This window comes from Bacteroides sp. L008, assembly GCF_040812255.1.
Taxonomy (GTDB): Bacteria; Bacteroidota; Bacteroidia; order Bacteroidales; family Bacteroidaceae; genus Bacteroides; species Bacteroides vicugnae.
Genome location: NZ_JBFNXO010000001.1, coordinates 1913961 through 1928740 on the forward strand (window position 1 = coordinate 1913961; position 14780 = coordinate 1928740).

The window sequence follows — 14780 nt, forward strand, 5'->3', positions numbered from 1 at the left end:
GTTTGTATAAATAATTAAAATTCCCATCTCCAATTATTATATCCTTGATAATAATCTAACGCTATTATAAAGATATCAGGTTATTTGATATATTTTATCTCCGCTGTGTTGCCATCGCAAAGAAAACAGTCGGTCAATACGGTGTCGTCGTGAAGTATGATATATTCCACATTTTCAGGAGCGAACAACTTAAATACAAATTGTTTTTTCCAGATGCCGATTAAGACCAAATCGTTAGGGTTGCCATATTTTATCTCTTTCTTCTGACAAAACCATGAAACTCTTGTATAACAATGTATTATTCCGAGTTTCATCTTGGATAATCTCTGCTTAAATTCATCCGTACCATATATATAACCCATATAAGCGTCAGTTACAAGCGATGTACTGGGATATATTGGTTTAGGGAATCCTTCTGCCTTTCGGCGCAGAAAGTCTTTCTCCCTGTAAGGATGGAAAGCATCCCCTTGAGGTAACGGACGATTCTTATCCATATAGAGGACATAAAATGACCACCACCCGGAATCATACGCCCCAAGGACAGGAATGACAATTCCACTGTACGGATGGGCAAAACCTAAGTTGCCGTTAGAATACCCCGGAATTACTTTTGAAAAAGGAATGGTATAACGGGAAAAAAACAAATGGTGGGGAAAAGTTACAGTACCCTTCATTCTGTCTAGTACAAAACGGTGGGAAGGAGTAAGTAATCCGTTTAAAAGCATAAAAAAAGAAGCCAATATTCCTCCGCTCATGGGAGGCCAATAAAGTTTACTAAACGGAATATTTATTTCTATACAAATGAGGATTATTCCTACGCATGAAAGAATACCCCCGATGACTATCAAAGTACTCCGGATTAAGGAACTCGGATTGAAAATAAGAAATTCATCATCAGCTCTTTCTACATTCATGCTATCGGCAAGCTCAGTCGTTAATACAATTGGAAAGGGATGTATAATATGCTCCATCATTCTGCTTTTCCCCATCCATATTTTTGTTGCAATTAATACACCTACCAAAATCAGTCCTATCGACATCAAAAATATCATTCCGGATACAAAAAGTATCAATAGCTTGCCCCATATATACTCAAAAAACCATAGCTCCTCATAACGCCAATTTATAAAATGCCACATTCCATAACAACAAACCCCAAATACCGGAAATCCACATAGCAATGCCATGATTCCGGCTATAATTCTGATTGTAGAGGGGCGATTTCTATCTGTTTCCATTTCCATAACTGTTTCTATTTTTAAAAATTCCACACATCTTTACTGTTTGGAGATACAAATACTTGTTCTAATACAGTCTTTGCTTCGTGATAAAGAAGCCTTCTTGAATCTAAAGGTACATTCATCTCTTCCAAATAGGGATTTCTTTCTCAATTTCAGTGTGTTCCTGCTCCTCCTTATTCCTGTATTTCTCAAATTCCGGCATGTCCGGTAATTCCTCTTCCTCCATGTATACTTGTATGAAGCGGGCAAAGCGTAATGCAGCATCCATACCCCCATATATATTTAAAGTGATTCCACCCAAAAAACGGGACGGATTGGCTATTACAATCTGCTCTTCACCCTTACCACTAAATGACTTCGCTTCTGAATTAAAAGACATGGTAACCACCGCTTGTTCATAAGGAATAGTCTCTTTCCTCTGAAAGCGAAATCGGGCAGGAATAGTTATCGTTTTAGTAGTACGGTCAAAAACGACTCGACGCCATGGTTTGAGGCAAATACCTATCACACCTAATAACATAGCAACATCAAGTTGAAGAAGAATCAAGGCTCTTGAGTAGCCTTCTGACACAACATTCTGAGGAGTAATGCCTACATATGTAACCAAAACAATGAATAGGATAAAGAAAATAAAGAATCCAATAATTCTAACAGGAATACCATCATTGACGATAATAATCTGCTTATCATCAATCCTCTTGAATGAATGTTCTCCAGTAGGAGGTATTAAATATTCCGGCAATGGTACGTCTTTTAAACTGCCATCATTCTTCAATGATATATTGGGAAATAATTTCCAGATAGCATACAATCCAATTATTCCAGCTAGACAAGTGCTACCCGTAATCGTAATTAAGCCTAGTGAAATATTTGTGAAGGTTACTGTATTATTGTCCAAATTTAATACTCCAATTAAAGCCGTAACCGAACCTGGAACCAAACCCACTGCAAATATTGATATCCAACATATCCTTACATGCCACTTTTCCTTTCTCTTCTCGGCTTCTCTCCGATTGACATCAGCTATGATTTCACGACGCCATTGCTTGTTACTCTTTTTTTTCTGTTTCTTCATTTCATCTGTTTCCTTGTCATATTATAATTTTATTTAAATGACAAATCCATATTTTCTTTTAAAATTCCCGGAATGCCTCAAAAAAAAGAATACCGAGGTTCGTCCATAAGGAGTGCCATTATTATGAATTCGGTTATATTCCACATTATTACCATGATGACACAATATATATATTTCCAACGGATTTCTCTTAACTCTTTTGAACGGATTTTCTCAACTCTTTTTTTAAAATCATGATATGATTTTTTCAATTTCTGTCTTCTCGCTCGTTCCAGCATCTCCCTGTCGGATTCCAGCACCTTCCTGTATTGTTCCATCGATCTCCTGTATCCGGCGGCACAGTTCTCATAGGTGGCAAGCACAAAAAGCCCAGTCATGGGTGAGATGATGAGGCTATGGAGCCCGATCCACAAGTTTCCGATTTTGATAATCACGAATATCGTGAAGATTATCGTAACAATAATGGTCATTCTGTCTAAGAACTTGTCAAATCCCTTCATATCCCGATTAAATATTTACTTCCCATAACCTATTTTATTTTCAATCGCTTTCTATTTTCTTTCTTCTTCTCATTCTCTTTCACTACCTGCAGCATTTCATTGACTAAATCCTCTTCATTGCGTGTATCAAAATACTTTGTCTTTTCCACCCTTTCTACAATATTTCCCTGTTTGTCATATTTAAAAAGTACAATATCTTTGGATGTATCCGAAAGATAAACACATCTTACCTCTTTCCCATTCTTATAATAAGTGCTATCAATGAAATCGCTCCCGATACAATCAACGTGAATATCAAAACCATCCGACTTAAGTTCCGTGAAACTGCCTGTGAGCTTCATGTCAGCATCGAATCTAAATTCCTTCTTTCCGTTTTTTTCGATAATCGTCTTTTTGATATGACTGACAATACCATTCTTTATACTTTCTCTGATAAGAGTGTCTCCTGATATTTTCTCTATATTGCACACGATGTCATAGTCCCCGTCTGTACGGGGAATCCTTTTTTGGGCTTCTTCATAAGATAGTCCCCGAAAGAAGTAAGTGGTTCTCTTTTTCCCCGTGTCAAAATAGCATTGCACACTTTTTCTCAGATTACCACCTCCGTCGTATTCATTCTTTTCCTCATAGTCGTTGTCTTCAAGCAATACGTAGTCATTGTTTATGTTTCTGACGTATACCGGTTTGCGCTTGCGTTTGTCGTAATATTTCCGCAACGAATAATCAACGGTATCCCCTTGGGCATTCAATGTTAACGATTCCTCACTTTGGGGAGCGTATCTCATCATCTCAATATTGCCCGACGTCTTCGATTTTCTTTCTACGGTAAATTTTTCATCGTCCGTATACGTATAATAATCCGTACTCTTATTTTCAGTCACCTCCATTGTTTCAGCATCTTTTTCATACATACGAGATGTTCTGGTCCATTGCACCTCTGACAAACGATTCTTTTCATCGTACTTGTTTTCATAAGTCGTCACGGTTATGCGGTCATAAGTTTCCTCTTCCGAAACAGTTTTAGTTCCACAAGCATACAAAACGGCGACCAAAAGCAATAATTTTATTTTCATATACTTAATTTTAGGGCAGGATAGCGTCGGCAAATCAATAGATTTTTTCTTTAATAATTCCCTCTTGCAAATCCCGCATCGTTAATCGTTTATATTCTTGTTTTTTTCTCATGAACAGACCTTTTATGAAACCGGATATTTCATCTCCTTCTTCCGGGAAATAATCGTTAAAATGAAAATCATTCATTGTATCTCCCATTTAAAGGTTTTGTCAAAATAATCTCTGTATCGGGTAGAGCAGATAGGTCTGGGAGTTACTCCACGCAGGACTTTCCTATAGACGTTTATTAACAATCATAGGAAATAGAAGCCTTTGCGACACGAGTAATTATACCATTACCGGCTAAAGATGATAAAAACAATGTGATTGATTCTTCTTCGTAGTTTATATGTGAGTCAAATATTAAATCCAGTTTCCCATCTCCATCTATGTCACCGGCAAATAAAAGACGCAGTACTGAATCATAAAACTTATCGATATTAAATAACTCCACTTCTTGTGAATTGTCTTTACAGAGAGTCATTTTATAATTACACCAATATGAATACTCTTTATTAGGTTCGTATTCTTCTTTATTTTCATCCGAAAGTTCTGCAAAAACACTGATAGTATACTTAGAAGAATTAAAGTTTATAACCATAGGCGTTTTAGGTGCAATATATCCCGTTCCTATAGGGATACTATCTACAATACCATTCTTTAAAGTAGGCATATTAATAAAGAACAGACTGTTTCTACCGCTTTTAATGTATTCACACTCCATCCCAAGGCATTCGTCTGTATAAGTGCTTACTGTATATTTTGCTCTATCTATACAATAATTCCCAGTAATAGTATCACGATAAAATTCTTTCCAACTGTTATTTATAATTTGGGATTCTTTACCTATCGTATATCTTCCTCCCGGAAGTAACATCTTAACACTATCAAGAGCGGTTTTCTTATCTATTGAGACATTATTCATACTATTCAGTGTATCAGACGCTATGTTTGTAACAATAGTATCGTTTGTGGGTGTTAAAGTGGATTTTCTGTTTGCTGCTCCAGAACAACTTAATAATAACACGAAAGTTATTAATGCGAAATAATTTCTATTCATCTTATCAATTTTTACAGTTATACATATCGGTTAATTAAATGATATTATTCAGAATAAACATATTTGTAATTATTAGGTGCTGAAGTAAATATATTATCTATTCCGTTTATACTATACGATCCATCGCCATAATAATCCCAATACACTCTTTTACTATCAATAAGTTTATAGCTGACCACTAAGGAGTCTTTATCAAATTTTATGAATAGGTCTTTTCCTTTGTAGAAGTCGATGTCGAGGAATTGATACTCAACGTCTATTTCGTAACGGATGCCGGGCATTGAATCCTCTTCATTCACAAAATAGGATTCTCCCAATAGGTCCAGTATTTCCCGGTAGGTCATCCCTGTCTTCAAACGGTTATTTATCAAATCGTCAATCATAAACTTTCTGGAATAATAATGACCGCCCCATTCGTCCCAACCTTTCCGGTTGAATGGAACACAACGATGATGTGTACATCCCATTTGCACGCAAACAAACAGGGATAACACAAATACAAAAACTGCTTTGCTTATCTTTTCATTTGACATTAATCCCTCACTTCATATAATGCGATTCCATGATTAATCACCAACTTATCAGATAATCATAAAGCCGGTAAACTTTGCCTGCTTTCCATTCACGGCCATTAGGAGTATAGATACTGGAGCCTTGTTTGTCGATATTCATAAACATATCCTTTTTCCCGTCAGTGAAAAAAGCGAAAGGAATTGCCGGCATTCTCACCAGACGTGCTGTTGTATGCTCCAAATCCAAACCGCTTTTCCGCAATTCTTCTTGTATTTCTATCATGTATGCTATTTTATCCTCCATAATATACCACCTTCCATGCAGTCGTTCTTGTACATTGTCATCAATAATAAGGCACATATCGCATATGTCATATTCATCTGCATCAGGACTTCTCAGTGTCATATCTCCTTTTTCATTCCGTTCAAACTCCACAATACCGGATAGTCTTTTTGTTCTCCGCAATCTCGTTTCACCGGCAACAAGGGGGAGCTGTTCTTCATCTTCCGTCAGGTATCTCTCCTCCCATTCTATATTCCCATTCGAATGAAACGTCACAATAACGGATTTTGTCACTTTTTCCCTCCATCTCGCTTCACCATAATACGTAATATTGGGGCACAGCTCTTTGTCTTCCATCAGTTCCGTAAACTTCATGCCTTTTTCCATTTGGCGAGCCATATATGCTGTGGTGCTAAGTCCGTCTTTGAAATTGCTCTTAAACTCTTCAAAGTCCCAGCAAGGAAGGCAAGCCTCCCGGTTGATTTCTACAGAATCTGTTATACCGGTTTCATCGATTACTTTACCGTTCGGAATACGATAATAGAAACTGGCTTCGATTTTACCCCATACATCACCCGAGTTTTCCAAAGCATCCAGATTATGTGCAGTAATAAGGAACGGTTTCACCCATTCCGGTGTATACATCTCTGCACTTTGAATATTAGACAAGCTGGATAGTTTTGGCGCTTCCTCTCCAAGCACGCAATAGTCCAGTTCGAAGACGAGCCAATCGTGATATTCTTTTTTCCATCGCCATAGTGTTACGTCCAGACGCGGCTTGTCGTTTTCCATGTTGACAAGCCCGTTTTCATTGCCTGCCACCGCAATGACAAGTGTGTCTTTACTGCTGTTACTTTTGGCATATAACTGGATATATTCTTTCTTTGTTTCCCAGCGGTACAGTTTCCCGGGTCGTCCTTCAAAATCGGTTCCCTCCTCAAAATGTGGTTTTCCATATTTCTTTGTGGCTGCTTTCACCAACTTGGCGAAACCTTCTTCGTCTGTTTCCCTCTTGCCTTTTACCTGCACTAATTCGCCTTGTTCTGTTGTTACCATGCCGAGGTCTGTAAAGTCAAATCCCCGGAAAGTGGCTTCCGTTCTTTTACTGCCTCCCTTGTTTCTGTAAGCCACCAAAGGCGGAAACAGTTCATCCGTTTCCGTGTTGTAAAATTTAAGGGTATCTACTTTGTACCGCGCTTCAATCTTCTGCTGTGTGGTATCTAAGAGGGAAGACATCATAGCGGCTACGTTTAGGCCGTAGTCCGGATTGTCTAAGTTGAAAACCGGTTTCCCTACCTGTGCCTTTGTGCAACCAACCAAGCCGAAAAGACTTGTTACTCCCGTGATTATAACTGTCTTTAGTCTCATAACTGATATGTCAAATTAAAATTCCGTATTAATATTCATCTCCCTGATAATGTTTGCACTTAATTAAAATTTCCATCTCCAATTATTGTATCCTTGATAATAATCTAACGCTATCATAAAGATATCAGGTTATTTGATATATTTTACCTCCGCTGTGTTACTATCGCAAAGAAAACAGTCGGTCAATACGGTGTCGTCGGGAAGTATGATATATTCCACATTTTCAGGAGCGAACAACTTAAATACAAATTGTTTTTTCCAGATGCCGATTAAGACCAAATCGTTATCATTCGGTATTTCTATTTCATGCTTCTGACAATACCATGACACTCTGTCATAATAATATACTATTCTGTGTTTTATTTTAGATAATCTCTGCTTAAACTCATCCGTACCATATATATAACCCATATAAGCATCTGTAACAAGTATGGTATTAGGATATATCGGTTTAGGGAATCCTTCTGCCTTCCGGCGTAAAAAGTCTTTCTCCCTGTAAGGATCGAAAGTGTCCCCTTGAGGTAACGGACGATTTTTATCCATATAGAGGACATAAAATGACCACCAGCCGGAATCATACGCACCAAGGACAGGAATGACAATTCCACTGTAAGGATGTGCAAAACCTAAGTTTCCGTTAGAATACCCCGGAATTACTTTTGAAAAGGGAATGGTACAACGTGGAAAAAACAAATGGCGGGGAAAAGTCACAGTACCCTTCATTCTGTCTAGTACAAAACGACGGGAAGGAGCAAGTAATCCGTTTAAAAGCAGAAAAAAAGAGGCTACTATTCCTCCACTTATGGGAGGTGAATAAAGATCACTAGATGGATCATTTATTTCTCGATAAATGACGATTATTCCTACGCATGAAAGAATCCCCCCGATGACTATCAAAGTACTCCGGATTAAGGAACTCGGATTGAAGACGAAAAATTTATCATCAGCTCTTTCTACATTCATGCTATCGGCAAGCTCAGCCGTTAATACAGTTGGAAAGGGATATATAATATGCTCCATCATTCTGCTTTTCCCCATCCATATCTTTGTTGCGATTAATACACCTACCAAAATCAGTCCTATTGACATCAAAAATATCATTCCGGATACGAAAAGTATTAATAGCTTACCCCATACATACTCAAAAATCCATAGCTCCTCATAAGGCCAATTGGTAAAGCGCCACATTCCATTACAACAAACCAAAAATACCGGAATTCCGCATAGCAATACAATGATGCCAAATATTATTCTGATTGTAGAGGGACGGTTTCTATCTGTTTCCATTTCCATACCTGTTTCTATTTTTTTCAAAAATCCCACACATCTTTACTGTCCGGAGATATAAATACTTGTTCTAATACAGTCTTTGCTTCGTGATAAAGAAGCCTTCTTGCATCTAAAGGTACATTCATCTCTTCCATATAGGGATTTCTTTCTCAATTTCAGTATGTTCCTGCTCCTTCTTATTTCTGTATTTCTCAAATTCCGGCATATCCGGCAATTCCTCTTCCTCCATGTATAGTTGTATGAAGCGGGCAAAACGTCTGGCTTTATCCATATCACCGTCCATCAAGAAAACTCCACTTAACAGACTGGGTGAATTGGAATTGGAAATTATTATACTTGACACACACCCCAGCGAACCAGGCCCCATGTAATAACGAATCGTGAGTTCAGCCTGACTATAAGGTATCGTTTCTTTTTTATGCAGCAGAAGTCGTCCTGGTATAGTTACGGTCCTGGAAACACGATCAAAAACAATCCGCCGCCAAGGCTGTAGAATGGCACTTATTCCTAGTGTCAGGATGAGCAAGTACAACTCAAGAAGCAGTAATGTACTTCCATAATCTTCAGTTGTAAGTTTTGAAGGAGTGGCATCTGCAAAATAGACCAGGGCTAAAAAGATAATAAAAAGGAGCAAAAACAGAAAAATCCTCGCCAATACGTCATCATTATCAATGACAATCTGTTTGTCATCACACCGGCTTAAATATTCAGGCTCTACCAAAGTTTCCGAAGAATCCGGCAAACATTGCGTATTTCCCGTACTTTCGCCATTTTTCAGAGGTATCCGGATAGCCAGATTCCGGGCTTCTTTAAACAGGATGTACATAAACAGGTAAATTCCACCGTTAATGGCTATCAATCCAAGCATGACGTTGGTGAAGGTATTACGTATATCTGACAGCGTGACGAATATAAGTAATGGGAAGAAAGATATAAATGTGCCCCACAACATGATATGGGATTTGCATATACGCCACCTTTCCTTTCTCTTTTTCTTTCTCCACTCAGCCTCTCTACGCTTGACATCGGCTATGATTTCACGCCTCGATTGCTTGTTGCTCTTTTTTTTCCGTTGCTTCATTTCATCTGTTTTCTTGTCATATATATACAGCTAAAGCCAACCAATTATTCAATTTGATATTTATCAAAAATGGTAAAATTGCCAAAATATTACCTGCTTGGAATAGGGATATTATAATATTTACTCTTTGTTACCATCCGAATCATATCTTTCAATGGTATTCCAGCCTCCGCCCTTACGCTCGGCAACCGATTTGAGCTTGCCGTTAGCGTAATACTCCTTGCGATAGACCTCGCTATCAGCTTCACAACGGCCCTCTTCCCGCAACTTTCCGGTATCAAAGTAACGTTTATATGCTCCTTCACGCTTACCGTTCTTGAAAGTATATTCCGATTTACATTGGCCTGATCCAAAATAAAATTCCTTTGTTACTCCGTTCAATTTGCCATTGAGGTAGTTTGACGACTTTTCAGGAGTGCCGTCAGTGAAATAAGTAATCTCTTCTCCATTCTTTTCATCGTTTCTGTAAGTGGTGGACTTTTCAGGCTTGCCGCCTTTACCATATCTAATCCAGACACCCTCTTTTTTGCCGTCTTTATAGCTACTTTTGCTACGGGGCTTGCCGTCTTTCCACGTTTCGCTCCACTGACCATCGGGCAAGCCGTTCTTATAGAAACTGATGCGAGTCACATCACCTACGTTGCCCGACAAATGTTCAGTCCATTTGCCATCGCGTTTACCGTCTTTATAACATTCGTCGAGCGTCAGAGTGCCGTCGCTGTCGTATCGGCGGTCATAACCATCTTCAATCCCTAACTTATATACTTTTTCTGTTTCAACTTTGCCGTTCGAGTGATATGTCCTGCTCACGCCATCCACTTTGCCGTCTATAAACGTTCGCTCACTTTGCACGGTCTGTCCGTCACCATAATAGCGCTTGTATAATCCATCCCTGTTTCCCTCTTTGTAACGGCACTCTTCAAGTAGTTTGTTCCCTTTGAAATGTCGGTAATTACCATGATACATGCCATCCTTAAAGTCAGCGAGAATGTACTCCGAGTGGTAGCCGTCAATCAGGCGGTGAGAGCCGTTGAGCGGGGTCTTTTCTTCATTATTCAAGCGAAAGAGCATCCGACCATCCCCATAGTTGATAACAGTGATTTCTTCTATTTGGTAAACTTTTTCCTGTGCCGTACTCGTAAGTACCATTACTCCGAAAAGGAGCAGTAACATAATTTTTTTCATATTTTTTTATTGTATTACTTGAGTTTCATTTAATTAGTGTATAGTCCTTTTGCCCGTCCAGGCAACCTGCAATTCTTGGTTGCTATGACGGGCTAATACTCAACCGACAAAAGTAATACAAATAAATTATAAGAAAAGTATTTTGCTTATAAATATAATATACATTTTAATTATTATAGGATTTGAGCTAAATTAATATGCCTGTGATTCGGATGAGCACATAACTAAACTACCATCAATCTATTGATTTATAGCTGAATATTATTTCATCCGAATCCTTTTAAAAATGGAAACATGATTATCCCAATCGCATTGTACGAAAAAGAAATATAGCCATATTTGATATGGCTATATAAAAAGTTGTACCGTGGTTACTTTGAGAGCAACATTTTCAAGTCATTCTTGCTGATGCCCATGTATTTGCATACCTTTAACTCGCTTATGCCGTCAGCCAGCATTTGCCGGACTGCGTTTCTGTCTCTTTCATACGCTTCCAATCTATTGAAAATGGTATCAGTCAAAAAGTCTATTCCCTCTGAAAAGGCTTTTTCTCCTTCCGGGGTATTAAAGTCTATCGTGCAGATTTTGGCACACTCCTTATGAAGTATCAAATAGTAAATTCCTCCGATTAGGATTGCAGCGATACTTTTAATATTGACTTTTGCAGGTTTAAACAGCGTTTCGTAATATGTAATCAAATTAAGGTTCATGACATCTCGCGTTTCCGCCGTTCTTTTTGTGGTATCATTGACAACTGACATTTCGTAAAGCAACAGCTTTTGCATAACGGGATTATCAGACAAGTTCTTGAAGAGTATCTTGAATGTTTCAGCGAAGAACCTTTTAGGTCCCAATACATTCAAGTTGGAAATATCGATGGCATTGTTTATCCAGAAGTCATATTGCTTGGCAAGTTTGTCATAGAGATTATCCATCGAACCGTATCTTCTATAGAATACGTTGGCTTCCACCCCTGCGGCTTTCGTCAAGGTGCTTAGATTGACATTGCCGAATCCCTGTTCCGCCACGAGTTTTTCGAGTTCGGACATTACATCCCTGTCTAATTGTTCATTAGTCCGTCTGTTTCGAGTTTTTTTCTCTTCCTGCTTCATTCTTATATTGTATTTATACTGGCTATATCTGCTTTTCTATAGATGGTTTTATTGCAAATATAGGTGTTTTACACTTTACAAGCAATATATTGGTGATAAAGATAACGCCAATGGTGGCTTGATATTTAGATAATAGACTAATTAATTTGCTTATTTATCCCTTCAATCATACTTGTATTATGGTATTCGTTTTTGCAGTTGGGATAGCAGGGAACGGGCAGCAGTTTGCCGTCTTTCGCCATACCCTCGTATTTCTCTATGATATGTTTGGCAACTTCCAACAGACGGATGTTACTTTCCGTACCCGTTTTCTGGCGTTTGGTCTTAATCCACAGATGACCGTCAAAGGATATTTCCAGGTTCTCTTTCGTCAAGTGATACATGTCCGTCCAGCTTAACCCTGTGAATGTGCAGAAAATGAACAAGTCACGAATCAATTCATAGCTTTTCTTCTTGAACGTGCCGTTGATAAGCTGTGTGATTTCCTCTTTTGTCAGAAAGCCCCGTTTGGTTTCTTCTTTTGTGATGCTGTACCCGTAGAACGGATCACACTGTAGCCAACCGTTATTTAGCATTTGAAATCCATGTAACTCAGCACTTTGAAAACTATATTGCAATCATCTGCCTGCCAAAAGAAAGTAACGGGATAGTAATGTAACTTTGTCCTCACTTGGCTTTCTGTTGGTTTCGGATAGCGTTCTGTTCTTTTCTTTCTCTCGCCTAAATCGCTATTTGTCAGCCTTATTACTACGCTTTGCGCTAAGTCTCAATTTTAATTCATATCTTTGTTCAGGATACGAACAATATAATACAATGAAGAAAATACTACTGACTGACTCTCATAAAGATAAGCTGTTTCAAATCCCTCTTTTTCGGGATTTACCTCTGAATATCAAACTTTCTTTGCTTGAGAAACTTGAATTTGTAGTCTATGCAGCAGAAAAAAAAGAGATTGTTGTAACCCAAGGTACCCCATGCAATAAATTATATGTATTATTAGAAGGCAAACTACGCACAGACATTATAGACGGACTTGGAAACGAAGTAATGATTGAATATATCATCGCTCCACGAACTTTTGCTACTCCTCACCTATTCAATACAAACAACACATTGCCAGCTACATTCACAGCCTTGGAAGACAGCATATTACTCATGGCAACAAAAGAGTCAACTTTCAAAGTAATCAGTCAGGATCCACAAGTATTACATAATTTTCTTTGCATAGCAGGAAATTGCAATATCTGTACCGTATCCCGCCTGAAACCTCTTTCACGCAAAACCGTGCGGGAAAGATTTATTGTTTATCTATATGAACATAAGAAAAAAGATTCATTGGTGGTAGATATCATGCATACTCAATCCCAACTCGCCGAATACTTAAATGTATCACGTCCCGCCCTATCTAAAGAAATCAATAAGATGATTAAAGAAGGGCTTGTCACTATGGAAGGAAAACGAATAGTGATTTTAGATCAAATAACTTTAGAGAAATATCTGTAATAATCTATTCCATAACAATAAAGATAATTATCAGGGAAGTCTCTAAAACAAAAAATCATCCTTACTGCAATATGTATAGTAAGGATGATTTTATAAACTCAAAACTTTTCAAAAATTCTCTCTCTATTTAATTCTTATTATTTCCTTGGATTTACCATTTTACAAACAATATTTTCGGATTGATATTCAATGATACCCAACCCCAGTCCTGCCAGCTTTTATGATTACCTGTTTTCACAATATCCATTGTCTTCGTGCCACGCATAAAAGAATATCCGGCAGAGAGTTTCACATCTTTCATGATTGACCAGTTTATCTGATAATCAACTTCCGAACCTAATGATTTCTTTAAGTCCTGAACTTTAACTGCTGTACTAAAGTAATGGTAATTGAGTTCCATATCCACCTTGTCAGATAGACGGAAACGACCTCCGATACGAGCATCCATCAATCCCGGTGCATAACCGTTCGCAAATGTAGAAGCATAAAAATAATCCATTGCTCCATAGAATTTATGATGGGTTCCATAAAGAGGATCAAAAGCCTTATACTTACCGCCATTTCCTTTATCACCGCTTAAATAATCAAAACTAGCCACGGCTCCCCATGTCTGATTAAAGGTATAGGCGGCTTGTATGCTTCCCATCAAAGCTGAAACTTTCTCCGCAGCTTTATTCTTACCCATCTGATAGTAGAAAGCACCATCCAGATTCCAGTTACTATTCTTATAAGTGAGGTAAGTACCCATTGTTTGTAAATAGCGGGTATGAGAATCATCCGTGGCTTTATCACCCGTTTCCAATCCCAGATTCATAAACAATAAAGAAGCTCCGAACGGAACATTATCCGCTTTATAATGATACCAGACGGTTTGCATATTCTTATAAGGCTGTCCGGTAGAAGAATCATAGTAAGTACCTCCACTTGTTCTATTGTCATTATTCTGGTTAAAAGCAAGAATCAGATGCACTTCATTATTTTTGTTAGCATATCCCAGCTTCAATGCATCGTGGTAACGACCCGCTACATTCCAATCCAGTCCTCCCAAAATACGTTCATCATCATAAATCAATGACTGACGTCCCAGTTGAGCAAAGAACCCTTCACCAAAGTTCAGTTTCGCCCAAGCCTCATTCAACATAAAACGCCCATTCTTCTCAATCTGCGGGTCTTGTCCCCAAACACCGACATGCTGTGCCGACATCTTTAGTTCCAGATCCGAACGTTTATAATCCATCGAGAGGCGTGCACGGTTATTGATGAAAGATGTAGGAGCTACCCCTTCATCCCGTGGAGTCAATGCACCATTCCGATACTCCGCACGAGGTCTGATTTGCATAGACATCGTAAATTCATTCTCTTTCTCCGTGTTTTGTGTATATGCCATGCTTGGCAACAGCATAAGCAAGAATGACCCATAAAATGTTTTCATTGATATTGAAGTTTTAGTGATTCGA

At 38.3% G+C, this 14780-nt stretch carries 14 protein-coding genes and 1 pseudogene; 1 reads left to right on the forward strand and 14 read right to left on the reverse strand.

The window, feature by feature from the left end:
- Positions 1 to 80: 80 nt before the first annotated feature.
- The 13 genes and pseudogenes from AB3G73_RS07820 to AB3G73_RS07880 form a co-directional block, all read right to left on the reverse strand.
- Positions 81 to 1244: a hypothetical protein gene (locus AB3G73_RS07820; RefSeq protein ID WP_367744316.1), complete on the reverse strand. Its 1164-nt coding sequence runs from the start codon at positions 1242 to 1244 to the stop codon at positions 81 to 83.
- Positions 1245 to 1359: 115 nt separating this feature from the next.
- Positions 1360 to 2316, reverse strand: a complete 957-nt coding sequence (locus tag AB3G73_RS07825; protein ID WP_367744318.1) for a hypothetical protein — start codon at positions 2314 to 2316, stop codon at positions 1360 to 1362.
- A gap of 77 nt (positions 2317 to 2393) precedes the next feature.
- Positions 2394 to 2816: a hypothetical protein gene (locus tag AB3G73_RS07830; RefSeq protein ID WP_234133951.1), complete on the reverse strand. Its 423-nt coding sequence runs from the start codon at positions 2814 to 2816 to the stop codon at positions 2394 to 2396.
- 29 nt (positions 2817 to 2845) lie between these two features.
- Positions 2846 to 3889 carry a hypothetical protein gene (locus tag AB3G73_RS07835; protein ID WP_367744321.1) on the reverse strand — a complete coding sequence of 348 codons (1044 nt, stop codon included), beginning with the start codon at positions 3887 to 3889 and terminating at the stop codon, positions 2846 to 2848.
- A gap of 34 nt (positions 3890 to 3923) precedes the next feature.
- The gene (locus AB3G73_RS07840; RefSeq protein ID WP_195650365.1) at positions 3924 to 4076 is read right to left on the reverse strand and encodes a hypothetical protein; all 153 of its coding nucleotides are present in this window, start codon (positions 4074 to 4076) and stop codon (positions 3924 to 3926) included.
- Positions 4077 to 4176: 100 nt separating this feature from the next.
- Positions 4177 to 4989, reverse strand: coding sequence for a hypothetical protein (locus AB3G73_RS07845; protein WP_195650334.1), 813 nt, complete (start codon positions 4987 to 4989; stop codon positions 4177 to 4179).
- 44 nt (positions 4990 to 5033) lie between these two features.
- A complete protein-coding gene (locus AB3G73_RS07850) occupies positions 5034 to 5522 on the reverse strand; it encodes a hypothetical protein (protein ID WP_229128681.1) in 489 nt (162 codons plus the stop codon).
- 37 nt (positions 5523 to 5559) lie between these two features.
- Complete coding sequence (locus AB3G73_RS07855; protein ID WP_367744324.1) at positions 5560 to 7152, reverse strand: hypothetical protein; 1593 nt, start codon at positions 7150 to 7152, stop codon at positions 5560 to 5562.
- Positions 7153 to 7281: 129 nt separating this feature from the next.
- A complete protein-coding gene (locus AB3G73_RS07860; protein ID WP_322019296.1) occupies positions 7282 to 8445 on the reverse strand; it encodes a hypothetical protein in 1164 nt (387 codons plus the stop codon).
- A gap of 118 nt (positions 8446 to 8563) precedes the next feature.
- Complete coding sequence (locus AB3G73_RS07865) at positions 8564 to 9523, reverse strand: hypothetical protein (protein WP_367744329.1); 960 nt, start codon at positions 9521 to 9523, stop codon at positions 8564 to 8566.
- A gap of 120 nt (positions 9524 to 9643) precedes the next feature.
- Positions 9644 to 10708 (reverse strand): toxin-antitoxin system YwqK family antitoxin, encoded by a 1065-nt coding sequence (locus AB3G73_RS07870; RefSeq protein WP_143259633.1) that lies wholly within the window; start codon positions 10706 to 10708, stop codon positions 9644 to 9646.
- Positions 10709 to 11079: 371 nt separating this feature from the next.
- Positions 11080 to 11820, reverse strand: coding sequence for a TetR/AcrR family transcriptional regulator (locus AB3G73_RS07875; protein ID WP_320980763.1), 741 nt, complete (start codon positions 11818 to 11820; stop codon positions 11080 to 11082).
- A 137-nt stretch (positions 11821 to 11957) separates the two neighbouring features.
- A pseudogene (locus tag AB3G73_RS07880) lies at positions 11958 to 12392 on the reverse strand (site-specific integrase); the annotation flags it as partial.
- 241 nt (positions 12393 to 12633) lie between these two features.
- Between AB3G73_RS07880 and AB3G73_RS07885 the strand changes: the two are divergent.
- Entirely contained in the window at positions 12634 to 13323 is a 690-nt protein-coding gene (locus AB3G73_RS07885; RefSeq protein ID WP_148364929.1) for a Crp/Fnr family transcriptional regulator, read from the forward strand.
- A 151-nt stretch (positions 13324 to 13474) separates the two neighbouring features.
- Here the strand turns inward: AB3G73_RS07885 and AB3G73_RS07890 are convergent, their stop codons facing one another.
- Entirely contained in the window at positions 13475 to 14755 is a 1281-nt protein-coding gene (locus tag AB3G73_RS07890; RefSeq protein WP_367744332.1) for a hypothetical protein, read from the reverse strand.
- Between the last annotated feature and the right edge of the window lie 25 nt (positions 14756 to 14780).